At 50.7% G+C, this 22,387-nt stretch carries 20 protein-coding genes and 1 pseudogene; 15 read left to right on the top strand and 6 right to left on the bottom strand.

Features of this window, described 5'->3' with window-relative positions:
* Positions 1-4 precede the first annotated feature (4 nt).
* The 8 genes from EZ315_RS14925 (at position 5) to EZ315_RS14890 (ending at position 9,379) form a co-directional block, all read left to right on the top strand.
* The gene (locus EZ315_RS14925) at positions 5-2,296 is read left to right on the top strand and encodes a hypothetical protein (RefSeq protein WP_135472773.1); all 2,292 of its coding nucleotides are present in this window, start codon (positions 5-7) and stop codon (positions 2,294-2,296) included.
* 7 nt (positions 2,297-2,303) lie between these two features.
* Complete coding sequence (gene pilV / locus EZ315_RS16565; protein WP_197731921.1) at positions 2,304-4,868, top strand: shufflon system plasmid conjugative transfer pilus tip adhesin PilV; 2,565 nt, start codon at positions 2,304-2,306, stop codon at positions 4,866-4,868.
* Positions 4,869-4,879: 11 nt separating this feature from the next.
* Complete coding sequence (locus EZ315_RS14915) at positions 4,880-6,457, top strand: hypothetical protein (RefSeq protein WP_135472772.1); 1,578 nt, start codon at positions 4,880-4,882, stop codon at positions 6,455-6,457.
* A 35-nt stretch (positions 6,458-6,492) separates the two neighbouring features.
* Positions 6,493-6,834: a hypothetical protein gene (locus EZ315_RS14910; protein ID WP_135472771.1), complete on the top strand. Its 342-nt coding sequence runs from the start codon at positions 6,493-6,495 to the stop codon at positions 6,832-6,834.
* Between the two features lie 34 nt (positions 6,835-6,868).
* A complete protein-coding gene (locus EZ315_RS14905; RefSeq protein WP_135472770.1) occupies positions 6,869-7,297 on the top strand; it encodes a hypothetical protein in 429 nt (142 codons plus the stop codon).
* 200 nt (positions 7,298-7,497) lie between these two features.
* Entirely contained in the window at positions 7,498-7,740 is a 243-nt protein-coding gene (locus EZ315_RS14900; RefSeq protein ID WP_135472769.1) for a hypothetical protein, read from the top strand.
* A gap of 63 nt (positions 7,741-7,803) precedes the next feature.
* Positions 7,804-8,442, top strand: coding sequence for a thymidylate synthase (locus EZ315_RS14895; RefSeq protein WP_135472768.1), 639 nt, complete (start codon positions 7,804-7,806; stop codon positions 8,440-8,442).
* A 109-nt stretch (positions 8,443-8,551) separates the two neighbouring features.
* Positions 8,552-9,379: a DNA adenine methylase gene (locus EZ315_RS14890; protein WP_135472767.1), complete on the top strand. Its 828-nt coding sequence runs from the start codon at positions 8,552-8,554 to the stop codon at positions 9,377-9,379.
* 254 nt (positions 9,380-9,633) lie between these two features.
* Here the strand turns inward: EZ315_RS14890 and EZ315_RS14885 are convergent, their stop codons facing one another.
* Entirely contained in the window at positions 9,634-11,145 is a 1,512-nt protein-coding gene (locus EZ315_RS14885) for an RNA-binding domain-containing protein (RefSeq protein ID WP_128703012.1), read from the bottom strand.
* A gap of 353 nt (positions 11,146-11,498) precedes the next feature.
* Here EZ315_RS14885 and EZ315_RS14880 point away from each other — a divergent pair, with 353 nt between their 5' ends.
* From EZ315_RS14880 to EZ315_RS14850, 7 genes are all read left to right on the top strand, one after another.
* Complete coding sequence (locus tag EZ315_RS14880; RefSeq protein WP_128703014.1) at positions 11,499-12,221, top strand: hypothetical protein; 723 nt, start codon at positions 11,499-11,501, stop codon at positions 12,219-12,221.
* On the top strand, positions 12,218-12,664 hold the full coding sequence (locus EZ315_RS14875) for a hypothetical protein (protein ID WP_135472766.1): 447 nt from the start codon (positions 12,218-12,220) through the stop codon (positions 12,662-12,664). Before EZ315_RS14880 ends, EZ315_RS14875 begins: the two co-directional genes overlap by 4 nt.
* Positions 12,665-12,727: 63 nt before the next feature.
* Complete coding sequence (locus EZ315_RS14870) at positions 12,728-13,333, top strand: carboxypeptidase regulatory-like domain-containing protein (RefSeq protein ID WP_164913236.1); 606 nt, start codon at positions 12,728-12,730, stop codon at positions 13,331-13,333.
* A 112-nt stretch (positions 13,334-13,445) separates the two neighbouring features.
* The gene (locus tag EZ315_RS14865; protein WP_135472765.1) at positions 13,446-15,257 is read left to right on the top strand and encodes a hypothetical protein; all 1,812 of its coding nucleotides are present in this window, start codon (positions 13,446-13,448) and stop codon (positions 15,255-15,257) included.
* The gene (locus tag EZ315_RS14860) at positions 15,254-16,111 is read left to right on the top strand and encodes a GLPGLI family protein (protein ID WP_135472764.1); all 858 of its coding nucleotides are present in this window, start codon (positions 15,254-15,256) and stop codon (positions 16,109-16,111) included. Before EZ315_RS14865 ends, EZ315_RS14860 begins: the two co-directional genes overlap by 4 nt.
* The gene (locus tag EZ315_RS14855) at positions 16,108-16,935 is read left to right on the top strand and encodes a GLPGLI family protein (RefSeq protein WP_135472763.1); all 828 of its coding nucleotides are present in this window, start codon (positions 16,108-16,110) and stop codon (positions 16,933-16,935) included. The genes EZ315_RS14860 and EZ315_RS14855 overlap by 4 nt, the downstream gene beginning before the upstream one ends.
* 31 nt (positions 16,936-16,966) lie before the next feature.
* Positions 16,967-17,692, top strand: coding sequence for a formylglycine-generating enzyme family protein (locus EZ315_RS14850; protein ID WP_242452620.1), 726 nt, complete (start codon positions 16,967-16,969; stop codon positions 17,690-17,692).
* Positions 17,693-17,758: 66 nt separating this feature from the next.
* Here EZ315_RS14850 and EZ315_RS14845 read toward each other — a convergent pair whose 3' ends face one another.
* From EZ315_RS14845 to EZ315_RS14825, 5 genes and pseudogenes are all read right to left on the bottom strand, one after another.
* Positions 17,759-18,910: a site-specific integrase gene (locus EZ315_RS14845; RefSeq protein WP_128703026.1), complete on the bottom strand. Its 1,152-nt coding sequence runs from the start codon at positions 18,908-18,910 to the stop codon at positions 17,759-17,761.
* Positions 18,911-18,922: 12 nt separating this feature from the next.
* Positions 18,923-20,047, bottom strand: a complete 1,125-nt coding sequence (locus EZ315_RS14840; RefSeq protein WP_128703028.1) for a site-specific integrase — start codon at positions 20,045-20,047, stop codon at positions 18,923-18,925.
* Between the two features lie 207 nt (positions 20,048-20,254).
* A pseudogene (locus EZ315_RS14835) lies at positions 20,255-20,506 on the bottom strand (conjugative transposon protein TraK); the annotation flags it as partial.
* Positions 20,507-20,525: 19 nt separating this feature from the next.
* A complete protein-coding gene (locus tag EZ315_RS14830; RefSeq protein WP_123397257.1) occupies positions 20,526-21,671 on the bottom strand; it encodes a hypothetical protein in 1,146 nt (381 codons plus the stop codon).
* A gap of 26 nt (positions 21,672-21,697) precedes the next feature.
* Positions 21,698-22,387 carry a DUF5045 domain-containing protein gene (locus tag EZ315_RS14825; RefSeq protein ID WP_123397258.1) on the bottom strand — a complete coding sequence of 230 codons (690 nt, stop codon included), beginning with the start codon at positions 22,385-22,387 and terminating at the stop codon, positions 21,698-21,700.

Below are 22,387 nucleotides of genomic sequence, written 5' to 3'. Positions count from 1 at the left end.
AACAATGGAGATGCACAAACGATACGAGAGGACAATGCCGGACCGCAATGACACGGAATGGAGGGTTGAGATATGGCAGATGTCTGACGCTCCTTTCCAGCCTGTGGGAAGGCTGGAGCTTGATGCCGATGATCCGTTGCTTATCGACTGGGAGGTGCGTAGCAAGGAGGAGGTCATATGCGGGAGCTCGGCGACGCTGCGCGTCATCAGCCCCGGTGACCGCACGTACCAGGACATGTACACCATAGAGCCGGGGAGCATCCGCATGGACGTTTACCGCGATGGCTCGCTGTACTGGAGCGGGACGCTTGACCCGGAGTTCTACGAGGAGCCTTACGAGCGCGCCTCTGACTACACGGTGTCGCTGACGTTCTCTGACTTCGGTGTCCTTGACCGCCTCAGCTACGGGCTGTCGGAAGTGCGCACCCTGCGTGAGCTTGTGGATCACTGTGTGGAGCGCAGCGGCATCAGCACATCGGGCATAGACTCGGACTTCCTCACGTCCACATGCTTCACCGACGGGACCAAGGCCTCGCTTGAGAGCCTCAGTGTCCGCTCTGACAACTTCTATGACGAGGACGGGGAGCCGATGTCGCTCAAGGAGGTGCTCGAGGGGATCCTCCAGCCGCTCGCCATGCGGATCGTTCAGAAGGCCGGGAGGGTATGGGTGTACGACCTGAATGCCCTGTACGGCTCCGCACCACGCCGGATAGAGTGGAGCGGGGACAGCAGCACCATGGGGACCGACAAGGTGGCCAACAGTGTGAAGGTGACATTCTCCCCGTATGCCGATGACGGGCCGATGCTGCCTGAGGTGACCTATCCCTATACCGTTCCTGATGCCGATGACCTGACAGGCACCAACGGCACAGGCCCGGACTATGCGTACTATTCCTACTGGCCCGATGTGTCGGACAGGCACCAGCACCAGGGGGAATGGGACCCGCATCTCACGTGGTTCTCGTTCGTGTACCCGGTGGGTGTCCTCGGCCAAAGGCTCCCCGATGCCCTGACTTATGTCAGCCCCTCCGCAAGGCTGTTCAGTATCGTGCCCGTGAACGGGAGCGTCACTGAGAGCGCAGGGATCGCCTGGACCATACAGGACAACCTTTTCGAGATGCCCACCCACGGCGACACCGTGTTCAACACCCCCTCCGAGCCTGACGGCACGGTGCTCATGCGCTCGAGGCGCGTGCACATACCCCGTCTGCCGGCCACAGAGGCGGGGCGTTTCTACCTCCGTGTGGGCCTTGAGGTGCAGATAGACCCCAGGTACAACCCCTACCAGGAGAAAGGGGACTACAATTCCGGGGCCAACTACGACACGGTGAATGAGTATGTCAGATGGGTGTTCCTCCCGTTCAGCCTCACACTCTATGACAGCTCCGGGATGGCGTTAGGCCATTATGACAACAGCGGGGTGTATGAGAACGCCGCGATAGGTAGCCTCAGCTATGCCAAGGGTGAATGGAAGCCCGGAGCAGGCGGCTATGGGTCAGCATGGCTCGCCTACTATGACACCAACGACCCGCTGCACAAGCCGGGCATCTTCGGATGGAAGACCAACCGCCACTGCATAGGGCGGTGCGACCTGGGGCATTTCAAGAAAGGGACGCCGTATGTCGGGCTCCACACCGAGCCGCACATATATGAGAGCTTCACCCGGCTTGATGACGGGGAGTATGTGCCTTACCCTGCGGAGGGTGGCTATGCCGAGATCACGGTGTATGCCGGCATCAATATGTACTCCGCCCAACTTTGGGGTGAGCTCGTGCCCCCCATCCAATACAAGGATGCCGTGGCGAGGGGGTGCCTCAGCCTGCTGAGATGGGTCCTTTACAAGGGGCCGTCGCTTGAGATAGTCGAGGACAGGCTCGGGTACCCTGCTGCGACGTTGGATGACATAGAGCACGTTGGCTACCTCCACCGCTCGGCACGCGATGAGATCAGCCTTGAGACGGTGTGCGGATCAGTGGACGGTCCCGCGCCGCTCGCCCGCGGGGTCTACACCCGGGTGTCTGACGGGAGCCAGGTGCGTGAGCTCATGAGAGGGGGCTTCACCGATTGTCCCGAGAGGCTGCTCATCGGGACGCTCCACAGCCAGTTCGCTGACCGCAAGACAACACTGTCGGGGGAATGCGTGCTGGACCCGGGCATCCCTGCACCCCTCACCGAGGATAACCAGGGTGACCGTCTCTTTATGGTGGCGGGCGAGGTCCAGGATGCCATAGCGGGCACGACAGATGCCACATATGTTGAATTCCGCCCGGATGAGTACCGGGCACAGACCGAATGACCGGAACATGGCGAAGAGATACACATCAAACACAGTCAAGAGGGATGCCCGCCCGCGCAGTGGGCGGCTCAGAGGGATTGCCGGCCCGGTGCGCACTGCGCAGTCATCAGGCGTTGCCTCCGCAGACTCGCATACCCATGCCAATAAGGCGGACCTCGATGCCTTCTCCACTGACAGTGAGGGTTACGGCCTCATATCGAGACAGGTGACGGTTCCCGGTGAGACAGAGGGGGAATGGAATGAGAGCACGGTCATAAGGAGGATCAATGCCGGATACGCCGACAGCGCATATGACCTTTCCCCTGACAGCCCGCTGCTTGCGGGGCTGCGATCTCTTATAGTCCCGGTCGACAGCTCCGGCAATGAGCTTGATTACACGCAGTCCGGTCGGGCAGTGGCACTCAAGGCTAAGCTCGGTCTGTTCTCCGATGGGGACATAGTTGCATTGGGTCCTGACGGCAGCGGAGGGAGCGGAGGCGGCGGGACATCCTACGACCGTCTTGATGCGTGGGCGGACTACTCGGCGTCCAAGTCCGGGTATGTGCTGTCGGCCATGCTGGGATACGACCTGCACACAAGGGTTAACGATGTGGCTTCCGGTGTGTCGTCGCTGGCAGCACGTGTAGCAATTCTTGAAGAGGGCGGAGGCTCTTTCGATGAGAGCGTGCTCTCGGACTACCTCAAGAAGTCTGATGCTCAGAGGCTATATCAGCCTAAGGGTGACTATCTGACGGAGCATCAGAGCCTTGCCGGCTATGTGACATTGGGCACTCCGCAGACCATCACAGGCATCAAGACGTTCAGCGGTGAGCACAGGTTCGCGGCGCACGGTGTCGCATATTCTGACCCATGGCCGTCTGTGGCATGTGCAGTCAAGGTCGCCGGCAAGGTGGGGGTCACTGACAGCGTGAGGGCCATGTCGTTCATAAAGTCCGGGGGGACCGCATTGCAGCTGCTGATGGCGGACGGTTCCGTGAGGTCACTGAAGACCCGCACCTCAGTCGGTCCGAGCGACTGGACTGACCAGGTATCGGCTGACGCACTGGTGCCCACCATGAGTGTCCTTGCCTTCTGGAACGGTCGTTACAATGCATCGTCCTCCAATCTCCAGTACTGTGACCGCGGGCGGTTCGGTGATATCGTCACCCAGTCTCTGTCATCTCTGGACTCGCGCTATGTGAACGCTTCGGGTGACACCATGACCGGGACTCTGTTCCTGGGTGGCAGGACAGGTCAGGTGGGTTCCGATTCGGCAAAGGCATGGCTCCAGTGGCAGGGGTCGGTGCTGTCCGTGAACGCCCAAGGCGCATGGTTCGGAGGCACCGGAAAGGTGTGGCATTCCGATAATGACGGAAGCGGGTCGGGACTGGATGCGGACATGCTTGACGGTGTGCATAAGAACGGTTTCTCATCCAGGAAATATCTCGGATTTAGCTCGGACAGCAAAGTGTGCTACATAATACTGACCCATGCATATAACGGATCTGTCATCGGGGGGAGCAGTTTCCATGGAATGGTTGCGATCAACCGTGGGAGTTCGAATAGCTGGAATGGAAAGACGGCTGTATACATAGCACTCGGCGGGCAGTACAACAGTAATGTGTCAAGTTACTTTAAATTGGGTTCCTCTGTGAATGTGTCAGGGATCTATCGCGTGATATACAATGGGACCGCTTATTTGGCGTTACGCATGGAGGCTGTATCCTCACAGGAGGTTGTGATCCATGGTGAGATATCCGATTATAGTGTGCCGTGCATAGTACAGGAGAGTCAGGTGAGCTCTCCCACACTTATCAATAATGCTCCGGGGCTTGATGCCAATGCGGTGTCAGCCACAAGGCTTGCCTCGTCACGCTCCATATGGGGGCAGGGTTTCGATGGCACTGGCAATGTGTCAGGGAACATGACCGGCGTAGGCAACATCAATACAGCGGCATCACCGGCAGGGACCATATATGTCAATAACTGGCTCCGCACCGTTGGCAACTGCGGATGGTACTCGGAGACCTACGGAGGCGGATGGTTCATGTCGGATTCGACTTGGATACGCAATCACAATAACAAGAGTCTCTATATGTCGACCGCCGTCATACGTACCGACGGTCAGATCCAGGTGGGGGGCAACGGAGACAAGTTCCTTGTAACGAGTGCCGGTGCTGTCACGGCTGCGTCGAGCATCGTGTCTAAGGCGGATGTCATAGGTCTCTCCACATCCGATGAACGCCTCAAGCATAACATATGTCCTGTCAGGGATGCTGTGGTCAGGCTCCGTGAGCTCGGAGGCTTCTTCTCGTTCGATTATAACCCAGATGCGAGCGAGAAGGACAAGGTTGGGCGCATAGGGCTGATATACCAGAGGGTGCACGGTCCGCTCGCAGGGCGCATGAGGCATCTGCGTGACGACGGTCACGGTGCGCTAAACTATATCCATCCCGACTATATAAACCTCATAGGTGCGGGAGTGCTTGAGGTGGCCCATGAGGTGGAGGACCTCAGGGCAGAGTTAAGCAGCCTGAAAAAACGTGTGCACCGTCTTGAGAACACATCATACATGGATCCGACATATTATTAAAAGATACAGCCATGCCATATGAAAACGGACTCATAAAGTCCCCCATAAGTTTGCCGGAATTGTACAGAGCGTTCGGCATAGGGGCATCCTCCGGATGCTCGCTTACTCATCTATGCTCCAATCAGCACGGCAGGATCAATCCCTGGTCGCGCTACCGGCCTGTGTGTCTCGGGCAGCCGCTCAATCCTGACAGCATCGACGGCAATGTGCCGGATAAATTTTGGCGTGAGGGGCCTGTCATTGATTCATCAAGGCCATGGTTTTGGGGCACACGTTCCCATCCAGCGTTCACCATCCCTGTAGTCTCGCAGCTGTCAGACTACCTTGACGCGGATGGCAATGTGCTGGAGTCTGCAAAATGGAAGCCAAATTTTCCCGGTCCCGGCATAGATTATTGCCGGTTGTCGGATTTTCTCGGCTACACACATGATGCAAAGCCGCCACTTTACGCTGTGGTGCATTGGAAAGACAAGGTGCGCCCAGATGGCAAAATAATTCTGAGTGTGCACAGAAACTCTGAATCATATAATGACCAGATAGCTAAACGAGAGGGGTACTGGAGCCCTAAATCTGTTTTGGGGATGCTTATGGATACAGGCAATGACTCTACAGGTGTCGCTCTTGGCGTCTGCATCCACAATCGCACGCAGGGGGTTGTGGTGACAGGAACAGTCGGCAGGGACCTTACATATTTGATCTCGCAGTCCACGGATCTTGTATTTCGCACTGAGCTGGACATGTCATACAGCGGTTCCCCTTCCGGCTCGGTCCCGGGCGTCGGTCACAGACCGAGAGTCGGTGATGTGCTCGATGTGTTCCTGTATCTATATAAGAAGACAAAGAATAGCAATGATAGCAATAGGCTATCCGGCAACACATACAGTTTCTACGTGTCTGACGAGCATCCCGCTCTGAGACGCCTGAATGTCGTGACCGAAGACAGGGAGATCATACGTCGCACATTAGGCTACATTTGGAATATAAATCAGGACTGCAGTTCTGAAGGATACTGGTCTATTGATGAGCCTGTGTACTACACCGACAATGGGTATGACATATATAAGGTGGATACGTTCTTTCTTAATTTCTATATGCCCACTATATATGTAAGTTTTGATTCCTCTTATCCTGATAATTCGTATGTGGAGCACAAACAGCATGAAATTAGAACATATGTTGTGTTCCCTATGACAATTTATGAGGAAGGTGAGAAGCCTAGGAGTGAGAACCTCACATTCTCTTATGCCAGGCAATCAACGATACCCGCGAGCTTCACTCCGCCATCAGGCAGCTATCAGGGACGGTTCTACAGGACGTTTGAGGATGCGTCTCTCAGAGAGGACCCGATTGACCCAGTGTCACTGATAGAGAATGCCCCTTTCTTAGTCAAGGACATCGTTCCAATGCCATATTCAAAGGTTAGATTGGATAACGACTATAACGAGATCGAGTCATGGGTGAGCACTGATACACCGCACCTGTCCTTGTCGGTCGGACCCACGGAGAGACGAGAGGAGACGGATACTATAATCTATGATTACAGCAGCGGTTCCATTAGGTACACCGGATCAGCTTCTCTTGATTTCTGATATGACAATAACCAACCATCAAAAATATAAGATTTATGGAAACAAAAGCAACAACAAGCAGTATCGAGGTCACACGCAACGTGTCGACCAACAATGAGATGCGCCTTACGGTAGGTGCACTCACTGTGAGCGCGAATGTGGAATCGTCAGCCGGGATAGTGCGCGGCATATCCGACGGCTCAGTGACCGGCGACCGGACGGATATGCACCAGGCTTCCTTCCGCTCTTATGGGGCCAGGGGGCTAACAGTGGACTTCCATGATATGGCGACACGCCAGGAGCGTGCGGTGGTATATTCCGCAGTAGAGGATTTCATCGAGGCGGCATCCGCAAAGGTCTCTGCCGACACGCAGCCCATAGGCAACAGCAATAATTGATCCACACAACAACCGAACAAAAACCAATGACGCAATGAAAAAGAGTCTGACTACAGAAAGCATAGTGATAGCCCACAACAGCCTCAAGGGAGCGAGGCTCACGAGGCTCGATACACAGGAGAAGTTCACTGTGATCAGGGCGATGCGTGCCCTGAGGCCTGTGGCATCATCTCTCCAGGAGTTCATCGAGGACGCCAGGGAGAAGCTCAGGCCCGAAGGTTGGGACAATATACAACACAAGGCAGAGAGGTTTGACACATTGACGGAGGAAGAGAAACGCGAGGTCAACGCCAACATGGAGGCATACAACGCCGATGTTGCACGATGTATCGGAGAGGAGGCATCCAGGGAGCAGGAACTGGAGTTCGAGCCACTCACAGAGGAGGCCTTCGGCCGCCTACTCGACTCCAACGACCTTGACATATCAACAATCATCGTCCTTCAGGACGTGCTGTGCGAATGAGCATGATCTGATCTAACCTTATCGACCTTATCCGGGGGCGGGCATAATAAAAGCCCCCGGCCTGTTAGTAGTATCTGACCACATACTAACGAGAATGCGCCACAACGCACAGCCGGGGGCAGGAAGCCCTTTGCTGCATTGTGGTGCATTCTCGTTTTACATGTGGTCAGATACCACAAAATTAGTAATTATTATTTGAAATGAAATTATTTGAGGCATTAAATTTCCACCGTGAACTGTTAAACCGGCTCCATGCTTCCGGTGCAAGGATAGATGATGTGTGTTATCTTGATCTTTATGAGGATTATTCCAGGATGGTCAAGAACGGTGATAAAGTGTCATACATCGTAGCCGTGCTCTCTGAGAGACATTCCATCTGTGTCCGCACAGTGTACTCACTGGTGAAACGTCTGAGTGCCGAGTGCATGCCTTGTACAGCATGATCCGGTCATATAGTGTTCAACAATAGGACTTAGCATATTCTCATAACCCTAACATCATCAGACATGAACAAATATCATCACATTTTGAACAGGATTCTGACTGAGGGCAGACACCAGAAGAACCGTAAGGGCTCCATAATCTATCTTCTCAACCAAAGCCTTGAGCTCTTTCCGGGAGACCTGCTCGATATATTCGAGGGGCACGGCATAGCCCGCAGGAAACTGAAAACGGAACTGTCGCTCTTCATGAGCGGCGAGCGGTCGGTGGAGCGTTACCGGGAGGCGGGCATAAACTGGTGGGACTATTGCGGTCAGACACTTGTCAACAGTTACCCCACTTATTTTGAGAAACTGCCCCCGCTTATCGCCAAGATCAACAGGGAGAAGCGCAGCAGCAAGAACTATGTGCTGTTCCTGGGCTCCACGGATGCCGAGAGCAATCAGGCTCCGTGCCTGAGTCTGGTGCAGTTCCAGATTGAGGACGGCAGTCTCGTCATGACAGCGTATCAGCGTAGCTCCGATGCAAACCTCGGACTGCCTGCGGACCTGTACCACCTGTACCTGATGTCTCGTCAGATCGATCTGCCCCTTAAGTCCATAACGCTCAACCTGGGCAACGTGCATATATACGAAAACAACGAGGAGCGCACCCGCCGTCTGCTCACCGGGGAAGATGGCGTAAGATTCGATCTGAACGTGTGACGAACGGCATTATGACACTGTTCCAATGCAGCGGATATGCAGTGCTGTCACTGCGGGTCCGCTGCTTTTTCATCCTGATTATCGCGACCTTTGTAACCAAAAAAACAGTATGGAAAAGCAATATCTATCTGCGCCCCTGCCTTTCGTCGGGCAGAAGCGCATGTTCGCCAAAGAATATATGAAGGTTCTTGGTATGGTTAAGGATGCAAAGGTGTTTGTGGACCTGTTCGGAGGCTCCGGGCTGCTGTCCCATATAACCAAGCGGCAACGTCCGGACGCCACCGTGGTGTATAATGATTTCGATAATTACCGACGCCGGATTGAGAACATCCCGCGCACCAATGCCATGATTGATCGGTTGCGTGACATTCTTGCTTCCGTGCCGAGGCTGAAGATTGTGCCTAAGCCAATCAGGGAACGTGTCCTCGGCATGATGGCGGAGGAAGAGGCGCAAACAGGCTTTGTGGATTATATCACACTGTCAACATCACTGCTGTTCTCGATGAAGTATGCCACGACACTGGAGGAGATGCGCAGGCATACCATGTATAACCGTGTCAGGCGTTCCGGTTATAATGCCGACGGTTATCTTGACGGCATCGTGGTTGAGAGCTGCGATTACCGCGAACTGTTCGAGAAGTACCGTGACCGGGATGATGTGGTGTTCCTTGTCGATCCTCCATATCTCAGCACGGAAGTCGGCACATACAGCATTCACTGGAAGCTGTCTGATTACCTTGATGTGCTCAAGGTCCTTACCGGGCACAGATATGTCTATTTCACTTCCAACAAATCGCAGATCATCGAGCTGTGCGACTGGATCGGCAAGAACAATTGGATCGGCAATCCATTCATCGGAGCCACACGAAAGGAGTTCAACGCATCAATGAACTATAGTTCCCATTACACAGACATAATGCTCCACAATATTGCGTGATTACAGGCAATTGCACAAAGTAGCCATATAATATGGTCCATAGTAAAACAGAATGGCTTTCGATTAGTCCTCGAAAGCCATTCTAATACCATGTGAACAAATGCTCATTGTTATATCAAAATCATGAACCGAAAAGTAGTCTCAGAGGACGTTTTGTTTTGTCTTTTTGCACGTTTCGTTTTGAGAACGCTGAACATTTCGTTTTGCGGATTACACGTGTTGTTATTTCCTTCATCATGCTTATCATAACCAAATTATTTCAACACTTTCCAGAGTCCTTTTCGATCGCTGCCGAGACGGATAATGATTTCTGCTTCTTTGAGGTGTTCGATATGCTTTTGAATGGCTGACGGGGATATACCTATTATATCGGCAAGCTCCCGACGCGAAATTTCAGGCTTTTTCCGCATCGCCTCAACAATCCTGGCTCTCGTTTCCTCTCCTTGGTTCTGACCACTGTTTCTGACCACCTCTTTCTGACCACCTTTACTATGTGTATTACATTGATTGTCAGCGGAAATATTTTCATTGTCTATGTTTATCTGACCACCTTTCTGACCACCTTTTTGTGATGGCAATGGGTAGGTGACAGTCGATGATGTTATATCGCTTTCAAAATCAACTTCAAGACCTGTGAGTTTTGTCCAACGCATTATCTTGTCAATACCATATCCGGCATTTTCGCCTTGTCTTGCGTAGCGGAAGAAGGCTATGATATTGGGATTGCGCGGCACCGATTTCACCTTACCGGGCTTGTCGGAGATACGCACGGCGAAGCGTCCGGGATTTTGGAATTCGATTCTGTCATTGAATACCCTTATGGTAGAGTGCATCGGGCTGAAATAGTCTGCATGAGCGAGAAGATTAACAAGCCCCTCCCTGAGACAATACAACTGGGAATTATCTTCCGGCGAAAAACCGTCCGGCCCCGCCATAAATGGATTGTCAACATACAGGCGCAGCCGTTGCAAGAGCACCTTGAAATATTCCCAGATATTTTCCTGCTCAGGCATACGGTATGTGTAACGACAGTCCGCATCAGAATATGTCGTGCCCGGGATCTCGATGTAATCAATCCAAAAATGAGGTATATATTCCTGCACGATCTCTCCTTTGCCAAGCATAAGCAAGCCACCGTAAGTCAGCTTCCCACGGCTGATTATTCCGGTCTTGATGCAGAACTGCTCGTCATCGAGATCATTGTAACGGAAATCGGGGTTGTAGTCCTTTATTCGGCGGCGGTATGTCTGGAGCGACTGCGTGTTGAGGTCTCCGAACCCCGTACCGTCAACCTCCATTTCAGATTTCATGCCGAATGTCTTTTCACGCATCAGTATGTCTATCTCAATGTCGGTAGCGCGTTGGTCGCCACTGCCGACTCGGACAAACGTATTATTCAGGTTGTTGCCGAAATAGACAGGCTTGTTGGCCGACGTTGGTATATAAAAGGCGAGAACGGCCTTTCCGTCAAAATCAAGGAGCTGTGCGGTGGCGAGAATAGGCACGTTGAACTTAGAGACGGAACGCAGGGTGCTTATGATGTCCTGTTCCATCTTCTCGGCCTTTTCAATGCCCGTTATCTCGTATGTTGACACGCTCTTGACCTTTGTCTCCTTTACACCGAGAATTATCCATCCTCCGGTCGTGTTGGAGAATGCCCCCACGGTCTCCCACATGGATTTGGGAATACCGCCGGACGCTTCCTTGACCTCAAAGTCGTCCCATTCTATATCATTGAGTCTGCCGAGCAGTTCTTCTTTTGTCATTTTTGCGTGTATTAGACTGCAAAGTTACTAATTTTTCGGCGATTATAGCTTAGGATTCAGATATTTTGGCTAAATTTGCAGTCGGAATGGCATCGCGTCGGAATGGCATCGCCTTTCCACGACATTTTGGAAAAAAAGAAGCGTTATGCTTATCTTGTAGTTTGTGAACGTAGGAAATTCAGAAACCGATGCAAGGGATAGCATAGTGGTTCTCACGCATATAGCGTGGGTCACTATTGTTACATCTGCATCAAAGGTTTCCTACGACCTACAAACTAAGACGTGGCATAGTTGGCTCACGTTTTCTTTAATTAATCTTTCCACCGAGTCAGTGGAATAATTGGCTATAGGTTATGAATAAACTGATTCTTACCTCCTTGATTGGCACAGCCCTCTTGATAACGGCGTGCAGTGATGACAACACAGTTTTCAACGAACCAACCCCTATAAGGGCTTATGAGACGGATGTCGAAGTCCTTTCGCAGTTTGTCGAGGTGAACAGTAGCACAGGGCTATTCTCCATCAATCCTGACAGGAAGGTTACGGCAACCGACTACGTTGTCAACCGCTCACGGGAACAACTGCTGGAGGTCAGCTCCATAAACCGGGTTCGGTTTGAGCGCGAAATGGAGCAGGCGAACAATCTTATAGAAGCATATAGAAATGCCGAGAATGTCAGTGTGATATACACAACCCGGACATCGGGATTGGTACGGAACAATGGCGGAGGGACAATGCGTCTGTCAAAAGTTCAGTCAGATAAGATGGGCGGAAAAACAGTGGCCCGGCTGTCGGTGTCAGGCGATGATATTTGCCGAACTGGCTTTTTCTCTATGGAAAATGACAAACGACTTACTGTAAGTTCCGGTAATACATCCACGTTTTATGTATCACAAATCTCTTTTGTGACATCTGACAAAGCTAACAAGGGTACAATCCTTATAGTCGGATTAGGTATGAATACACTGCCATACAATTATTCTATGGAATTGCCGGAGGCTGATGGTGAATATCTTAACATTCAGGGCAAGTCCCTAATTGGAAACGGCACTGTGACAATAGGAATATCCGAATGAAACATATACAGCTTCTCATAATCATATTATCCTGTGTGCTTCTTGCCTCGTGTGAGGAACGCACAGGTTATTATGACGCTGACCAGAAAGAGATAATCAATCTCCTTACCGGCGTAGAGTGGAAACAGACATACGAATATCGACCTGATTTCGAGCCAACTGAGTATAGAGAGGAAGGCCGGATCTATAAGTTCAACGTCAACGGTACCGGCTCATATAAATGGGCAAATTGGAACGACGAGACAATCAAGGGCGATCTGGTTTATTTCCGTTGGACTTTCACTACTGATAATTTCACTGTCATATATATTGACAAGTCAGAACAGTTTTGGCTAATAGACAAGCTCACACCCTCGGAATTATCCGTAACAAGTGCTTTTCAAGACCCTGTGCTTTATCCAAATACCGATAAAATTGTTTGTCGATTCACACCTCTAAGGTAACGTTAGTTTAAATTGTCTCGATTCATAACATATCTACTTTGTCTATTTGTTACAGCAATAGCCGTGGCGCAGGTCAATGTGTCGGGTACTGTGGTTGACAAGGATAGCAATGAGCCATTGACCGGGGCGTCTGTCATAGTAAAGGGCGCGGATGGCAAGATAAAGAAATATGCCACGTCGAAAGGCGATGGTGGCTTTGCTATGTCGTTGCCGTCGGTTGCCGGTTGTCGGTTGGAGGTGTCGATGATGAGCTTCGCCAAGCAATCGATACCGCTCGATAGCGTTTCTTTTCCGATAACCGTTCAGCTTGAACCGGGAACTACACTGCTTAAAGAGGTTACGGTCAAGGCTGACCGCATACATGAGCAGGGTGATACTATCACATATAATGTAGGAAGCTTCGCCCAGCAGCAGGACCGCTCAATCGGTGATGTGCTCAAACGTATGCCGGGAATCAACGTGGAGCAATCCGGCAAGATACAGTACCAGGGAGAGGACATCAACAAATTCTATATCGAAGGCTCCGACCTCCTCGGCGGCAAATACGGCATAGCAACAAACGGCATAAGCCATGAGGATGTGGGCGCGGTCGAGGTGATGGAGAACCATCAGCCGATGCAGGTGCTGTCGGGCATATCTTTCTCAGACAAGGCGGCTATCAACCTCTAAACTGAAAAACAAGGCAAAGGCAACGTGGAGTTTCCACGGCGATGCCGGAGGCGGCTACTCATGGCAGCCCGACGGTGCGATATGGGATGGTGAACTGTTCGCTATGGCGGTGATGCCAAATTTTCAGAACATAACCACATTCAAGACCAACAACATCGGCGAAGACCTGTCGGCACAGGCCACGGACTTTTTCGCTTCCCGCCGTGGAACTGACCTGAGCCGATATGTCGGTGTGTCGCTCCCCGGAGTACCTAATCTCAGCCGTAAACGCACACTGTTCAATCGCTCGGCACTTGTTTCGACCAATGCCCTTTGGAAACTCGGACGCGGAGAGTTCAAGACACAGATTGACTACTCATTCAACCGTATCACGGCAGAGGCGGCAAACGTAACGACCTACTTTCTCAACGATGGCAACCGTGTCGTTACTGAAGACCGCAACGGCGTTGACCGCTCACACTCGCTGTCGGGCAAATTTATCTATGAACTGAACCAGAAGACTGCATTCATCAACAACACCCTGAAAACCAATATCGACTGGGATGATGTGCGCCTGGGCGTCACCGGTTCACTGTCCAACAACCAGACGGCATCGCTTCCCGACTACTATGTCGGCAATGATTTCAAGCTTATAAAGAGATTCAACGGCAAGCACCTCGTCACTTTCATAAGCAAAAACGAATGGGAGTCACTGCCGCAGACGCTTTCCGTGTCGATAAATGACGGATTTATGCGTCAGCAGGTCAAAGACCATGCTTTCTATACCAACGAGAGTGCCGCATACGCTTTCTCCGTCAAGTGTATCACAATCAGTCTTGAAGGAGGTGTCAAAGGATATGTCAGAACTATGAGGTCAGAGTTACCGGACATGCCGGAGGAAATACCGGGCGAGACAACGAATGTGCTGAACACAAACTATTTCACGGTTTATGCTACCCCGAAATTCGAGTATTGGGTTAGACGTGTCAACTTCACTCTAAATGCTCCCGTCAGCTTTGCCCATTATACCTTTGACAAGGCTCTTGCCAACCGTAGCGAGGTTTATTTCTCGCCGTCATTGAGCATGAACTGGAAACCCAATAACCGCTTTGAGATGAGCGTGAGCGGTGGCACCGGACGTTCGCCGATGGATCTCAACATGATTCAGCCCGGATATGTGATGACAAACTACCGCTCGTTCCGTCGAGGTATCGATGACTTCTATAATTCGTCCTCCCAACGGGTATCCGGCAGACTATCCTACAAACACACCCGTCGCGGAATATTCGCAAACGCTATGGTGATGCAGTCATGGAGTCACAGACCCTACACTTTGGCACAGCAGCTTTATGGCGACTATGTGGTTTATTCCTACACCGATGCCGAAAGCGACGGACAGATGCTGATGGCAAGCGGCAACATAGGCAAGACACTTGACTTCATGCGAGGTAGCGCAAACATCAACGGTTCGTTCAGCCGCAATGAATCGCATCTGATTTCAGAGAATACCAATGTCAACTCGGTCGGCACTTCGTGGTCGGTAGGCGCAAAAATCAACGGAGCGCCGCTGCGCTGGTTCAGTTTCGACTACCGTTTCGAGTGGGCATCGAGCCGTATGTCCATGAACGGCACAAATGCCTCGTGGCTCGGAAATATGGAGAACGAGCTTCTGCTCAACATCATGCCCCACCGCAAATGGGAATGGCACATAAGCGGCGAACACTACCGCAACGAACTGACTGCTGATCAGTTCAAAAACGTGTTCCTTCTCGACACCAAGGTGATCTTCAAGCTCAACAAGCGACTTGAGCTGTCCGCCTCGTTGAGCAACATCTTCAATCAGCGCACATACAACTACACAACATACAATCAGCTCACCTCCTTCGAGAGCCAACGCTGGCTCCGAGGCCGCGAGCTGTTAATCTCAATATCTCTCAGAAAATGAACAAACTACTCACCTCAATCTTCATGTGCTTAGTGGCTATATCTGCAATGGCACAGAACAAAGCTGAAATCATTGTCAGCTATGATTCATCGTTCCCCAACAAATTCGGTAAAATCAACACCGGCAAAATGTCGCTTTTGGCTTCTACAACGGAAGCTAAGTATTTCAACGACCTAAGCCTTTGGGTGGATTCGTTGAAATCGACACCGGAGGGGAAGGCTCAATACATGGAGATAATCAAAAAGGCGTGTATGACTGTCGAGCCTGACGGTTCAGTCTCGTTTGACATGAGAAAAGGTCCAACCAAACCTACTAACAGCTATGTTTTCACTGACCTCGCACAGGACTGTCTGACGCATTACAATAAATTTGGTGAAGATAACGGATATTACACCGAGCCGCTTTCCGAAATGCAATGGACAATAGTGGAAGATTCTACCGCAACAGTCCTCGGTTACGAATGTATCATGGCTGAAAGCGATTATCATGGCCGCCATTGGAAAGCATGGTTTGCAACGGAACTGCCGATGCCATTCGGTCCGTGGAAACTTCACGGACTGCCCGGTCTAATCCTTAAAGCCGAAGCCAATGGTGGCTTCTCGTTTGTAGCTACGGGACTTGAACGTACCGACCGCATTATGACACCTATGTATATGCAAGGCGATTATTCGAAGGTTGACCGCAAGGAAGCTCTGAAAAATGCCGAATATTTTGCCAATAATGAAGAGAGCATTATGAATGCCCAAGGTCAGAATGTGAAAATATACTCCACCGACGACCAAGGCAACAAAATCGAGACCCCTAAATATGACGGCCTTAAACACAACATCGAACCTGACTACAAAATGAAATGAAAAAGATACTTACATCAATCATCGTGTGTTTTGTGGCGATAGCCGTGAGCGCGCAACAGAAGGCTGTCATTGAAGTCAGTTATTCAGAAATCTCTTTCTATGAGAACGGTGTGGAAAGAGGCAACAAATATCATCTTCTTGCAAATGCAGGGCAGTCAAAATTTTTTAATCCACGTTCCGAAGAGATAGATTCGCTGACATCAACCCCCGAAGGACTTGCCAACTTCAAAAAGACGCAGGAGGCAGCGTTTCAGGCCATGATAGCGCAGGGCGCGATAGACGTGACCAAACTGCCACGCAAAAAGGAGACTTTATATGTCGTGAAGTCAGCGGCCGATTCCACTATCACTGTCTATGATGTGATCGGCACTGACGAGCCTGTATATTACACGGAACCCTTCTCGGAAATGGTTTGGGAAATCGGTGACAGCACCAAGACCATACTCGATTACGAGTGCATACAGGCTGAAACTGATTATCATGGCCGTCATTGGACTGCATGGTTCACCCCCGAGATCCCTATTCAGGATGGACCATGGAAATTCCATGGACTCCCCGGCCTGATACTTGAGGCAAGAACTGGCGAAGGTAGGTATGGTTATGTCGCTGATGGGATTGAGAGATCCGACAAGATAATAAACGGAATATATGGAGCCGACACGTATGAGAAACGAGACCGAAAGGCAATATTACGGGCTATGAGAGCCATGCGCGACAATCCCATGGGGCATCTTAACGCCAAGGGAATTAAAGTGGAAATCTTACCGGAAACTTTGTCAAAGGAATCAAAGGGCGGAGATTTTATAGAAACGGATTATCGTTAATTTGATTGCTATGAGATTATTTTCTCTGATAATGCCTGCTATACTTGCAATAGTCTTTTCAATTGCCGTCAGCGCAAAAGAGCTGACAGTCATTCCGGAAATTGAAATGGTTGATGTGGAAGGTGGCACTTTCACAATGGGGCTTGATGAAAGCGAGGCTGAACACCTGTATGAGACCCCTAAACATGAGGTAATATTGTCCGATTTCCGTATAGGTAAATATGAAGTGACACAAGAATTGTGGGAAGCCTTTATGGGTGATAATCCGAGCATTTCCAAAGGAGATAAATTACCGGTAGAAAACATCTCATGGTATGACATACAGGTGTTCATAAAGAAACTCAACAAGCTGACAGGAAAAAAATATCGTCTGCCAACGGAAGCCGAATGGGAGTTTGCTGCAAGAGGTGGAAATAAGACCGCCGGATATTCTTTTATCGGTAGTGATAATCCAGACTCTACGGCATGGAGTTCCTACAATTCATGGATGCAGCCGCATCCAGTTGGTACAAAAATGCCAAACGAACTTGGTATATATGATATGGGCGGAAATGTGTCTGAATGGGTGCAGGACTGGTACGGAAATTATTCAGAGAAAAACCAAAGGAATCCCCATGGAGCTAAGAAGTCAGACATAGGAAAGATATTCCGTGGAGGTAGTTGGAATGTCATTCCGGATTATAACAACCCCGGTTGTCGGTTTGTAAGCAATCCGAATTTCAAATCTCCGTATATCGGTTTTAGATTGGCAGAATGAATACAGCTGAAAAAGACAACGACAGGCAACCCCAGCAGTGATGTCGGGGTTGTCTTTTTCTATTTATCACTTGAAAATTTCGTCCACGCGGTTGACGGCATCGTCTTTCTTCTGGTCGATGATTTTCGCGTATATCTGCGTTGTGGCAATATTCTTGTGGCCCAGCAGCTTGCTTGTTGTGTATAGGTCAACATCAAGAGTAAGCATGAGGGTAGCGAAGGTATGGCGGCTCACATGAAAAGTGATTTCCTTCTTCACCCCGGCAGCTTTCGCCCAGTTGCCGAGTATTATGCTGACACGACTTGTGGTCGGCAGGCTGAAAACCTTGTCATCATCGGAGGCATCGCCGCGTTCCGGCAGCCACCGCATTGCCTGTGACGAAAGGGGAAGATAAATCGGAGTGTCGGTTTTCTTCATCACTACCGACACTCGCCACTGTTCGCCGTCCTTGTGAATCTGCCCCCACCGCAAGGCGCGGATGTCGCTTGTGCGGAGTCCGCAGTAACATGAGAAAAGGAACGCCCGCTTCACATGCTCGCGTGTCGGACAGTCGGTGGCAATCAGTCGTTTCAGCTCGTCAATCTCCAGATAGTTGCGCTGGCTCTCGACATGATACACGCGGTCGTTAGACGATATACGGTCAAAGGGATTTTCCCTGAGATAGTCGTTTCGGACAGCCCAGTTGAATGTCGCGCTTAGAGAAGCCGTGAGTGAAGCAATGGAGTTGATTGCAAGCGGTCTCTTCGTGCGGGATTTATAATCATTGCGCAGGAAATGGGTAAACGCTATGCAGTAGTCCTTGTCGGCCTGTTTCAAGGTCACACCGTCACCCCGGAACTGTATCAGTGCCTTTTTCAGTCCGCTGAAAGCCGACGACCCCATAGACTTGCCGTTGTCATCAATCCATTTCTTGTAGAGGTCTATAAGGTCAAGCAGCCTCATGCGTGAGTGGAGCATGGAGTTGGTGACACCTTTCTCGTTGTTGGTAAGCTGAATAATGCGGTCAGCCTTAACCTTGTTGGCAAGGGCAAGGTTATGTTCGTTCAACGCCCGGCTCGCAGGGTCAAGCTCCGGGACTATGTAGAGTTTCAGGAACTCGTATGTGCGTTTGCCGTCGCGGTATATGTCAAGATAAATCGACTTGTTGCCGTTCTTCAGTTCCTTGAAGCGGATTCTTACAGGCTCTTTCGCCTTGACTGTTTTCTTTGGTCGTGCCATATTCAGAGAGATTTAATCGAGTTGTAATGCTTTAAGTTTTTCATCCATCGGGGCAATCTTGCGCTCGGTCATGGCGAGATAGCCTTTGGCATTTTTCGATGCGATTCCCATGAGTGAGCAGAATGTGGCGACATCAGCACCGGTGGATAATATAAGATAGGCGAATGTGTTTCGCGCCAGAGTGAAGTTGAGCCGTTTCTCAATCCCGGACTTGTTCTGCCACAGTTTCAATATGTTGTTTATCTCGGTATCTTTCGGCAAGCCTTTGAATATTAGCCCCCGATGGTTCGATGTTTCGGGAAGCCAGCGCAAGGCGTTTGACGAAAGGGGAATGAATATCTTTCGGGATTGACACCAGACCGACATCCTGCCGTCGTTATCGTTCTTTATGTCTTTCCATTTCAGGTTGACAATATCGAGAGCCGTCAGCCCGGTAAAAATGGAGAATAGATAAGCCTGTTTCACCTGTGGACGGGATATAACAGGGCACTGGGTATCCATGAGTAACTTGATTTCGCCAACCGACAGATGTAATTTCTTTGGCCGCTCACGGGTTATGCGGTCATGGATTTTAACAAAGAAAAGAGGATTGCGCCTCATCAGCCCGTTCTCGACGGCGAGATTTAACGCCGCGCTGAAAAGATAGATGTACGCCCTCGCGGTTGTCATCTTGAGTTTGCCGTGGACGCTGTGGTACTCATTGCGCAGGAAATCCACAAGACCGTCGCAATATTCCACATCAACAGACGACAACAAGACATTCTCGCCTCGAAAAGCCACAACCGCCCGATACATCCCCATGATATTGCCCGCTGTGGATTTATCCCCTCGCTCCAATATCAAAGTATGATAATCCTTGATTACCTTTGCAAGAGGAATGTCTGGCATTGCAGCATCAATCTCGATGCCATTCTCTCCGGCTGTCAGTTCTTCAATGCGGCTACGCCTGATATCTTCTGCCTTTCTCATAACCGCCTTGTTCCCGGCAGCGGTCTTACGGCTGGTCTCGGGTAACAGATACAGGCGCAGGCTCTCGCGGACGCGCTTTCCGTCCTTGTAGTAGTCAAGGTATATGGACTTGCGACCGCCGTCTATATCCTTGTATTTCAGGTTGATTCTTGATTTGGAGAGATTCATGCGACAGTTATTTGTTACTTATTAGTCATTTTACAGATACAAAATTACGAATTAATTTTATAAGTAACAAACAAGTTGCAATTAAAGTAACAAAATTATCCTCCTCGCGGAGAATAAAGGAATCACAAACTCAATGCGTATATTATTTATAGCATTGTATATCAATATACATATACTCCAATTCATTCTTATAAATTACACTATGTAGAGAATGTAAACAGTTTGGTGGAAGAGCTGGATATGCGCCTTCGCCTCCATGATGAAATTGGCTTCAAGTCCGGCACGCTCGGCAAGGAACGGTATGTCGCCGTCAAGAATATATATCTGCTTGCGCTCCTCGGTCACGAGCGACACGCAACGCCACACGGTGAACCCGCAGATGGCGGCGCAACCTATTATGGTTGCCATTACCGTCATCATTGCGAGCCGTGTTTTCTGTTCAAGGGATTTTATCAGCATGATAATCTTATTTGTCTGATTAAGAGGTGTGTTTCAGATTTCTCCCAGCCTGTGCGCCGATTGAACCGGCCACGTTCCGGGTCACGTTGGTGGCTTTGAGAGCCGCCGAACCGCCCATCATAGCCGCGCCCATAGCGACACTGCCTGAGGGGGAGGCGGCACCGCTGCTGACACCGCCGGGTATGAGCCATGAGGCGACTTCGGGAACGAAGCGTATGATATAGGCCCCGACAAGCATACCCATAGCGTACATACAGTTGGAGCCAATGCCCTGCAAACCGAGCGCGCCTATCTGCTCCCATGAGTTGACAGCCCCGTGCAACAAGTGGTTGTAGGCCACCAGGTCCTCCTGAAGATTATACATCAGTATGAAGTCTATGTAGTACAGGCACATATATGTCACGAAGCCCCATAACGTGAGGGAGAGGAATTTTGACATCCATTGGCTCCATGCCGAGTTCCACGGCGGAGCGAGTGACAGGGCGAACATTATGGGGCAGAACACAATCATTATCGCTATGAATATCCTCTGCGCCACAAGTATGCCGTAATATGACATCTGGAAAATCAGCTCACCGACAAAGCGTATCACGTCGTTTATCCATTCGCTTACCTTTGTCTCCGCGGCCACCGCCGCACGCTGGGCGTAGTTGTTGATGGTCTCGCCGAGGTTTTCCACGTTATACACGAGTTTGTCCCACCAGTTCGCGTCCTCGCCGATTGCGGCCACCTGTTTAGCAGTGGATATTGAATCCTGCACTGCCCGGAGGCGTTCAAGGTACTCGCCTTGCTTCTGGGCCACTTTCAGCTCCAGTGCCGCGACCTCTTTGTTCTTCGCCATAGCCATTGACTTAGTGGTGGCTTCCAAAGACTTGCCGGGCATCTGGAGAGCCGAGCATATCCATGAGGAAGATGATATGCACATTGATATGCCTATGATGCGGAGCAGCTTCATTATGTCCATTCCTCGCCGTCCGAGCATCATCATCCAGCACTCGTATGAGCCTACGCACAGGGCGAGCAGCAGTCCGAGCATACGGGCGAAGCTGATGGTGTCGCCTAAAATTGCCACATTCGGAAACGCCTCCATCGCCACAAGCAGCTTGTCGAGGCTCTGGTCGATGGCCGGAAGCCCCATTGTGCAGAGTATTGATAATAAAGTCATATAGTTTTCAATTAGTCAGGTTAATGTTAGTAATGGGTGGCGGCCACTGCCGCGAGGCGGGCGGTGCGCGACACCAGTTTTCCCATCTCGGCCTTTGCCTCCTCGTATGCTTGCTGACGCTTTGCGTTCTCCAGCCCGTAGCCGACCCCCTGTTTATGGATATAGGCGATATTGGCGCAGATGATCTCGTTCTGCCGTGACAGCTCGTCAACCTGATACTTCATCTTCCCCTTGCTCTTGTTAAGGCAGTAGAGAAGCCCGTCAGCGATACAGTCCTGCATACGGCTGAACTCGTCCTTGTAGATCGAATAGGTGACATCGACAGCCCGGTCAGCCTCGCGTGCCAGTTCCTCTTTGTAGAGCGATTCGACGTATGCACGCTCTTTCTCCACTTTCGAGAGTTTCTGCCGTTGGGTCTCTTCTGCCGTGACACGCACAGGCATGATGCGTTTGACATTTGATTTCTCCTCCTTGAAGCGGACGCGGTAGCCTGATTTGAAGCCGGCCCACTTCCAGTACATTTCCGCGCCGGAATAATTCTTGTGCAGGAAATAATAGTACCAGTCAGGAGCGAAGTCCCACGGCCCGTTCTCCATCGAGAGCCATTGTTTCTCCTTCTGGTCGTCATGGATTTTGGGCGTCTTGGCCGACACCGCCGCCGGGAGTGCCGCTATGAGCAGGGCGAGCGATAATGCGGTGATAGTTCTGAATTTCAT

The sequence above is a fragment of the Duncaniella freteri genome (assembly GCF_004766125.1).
Taxonomy (GTDB): Bacteria; Bacteroidota; Bacteroidia; order Bacteroidales; family Muribaculaceae; genus Duncaniella; species Duncaniella freteri.
This window is presented reverse-complemented; position numbering and strand designations above follow the sequence as displayed.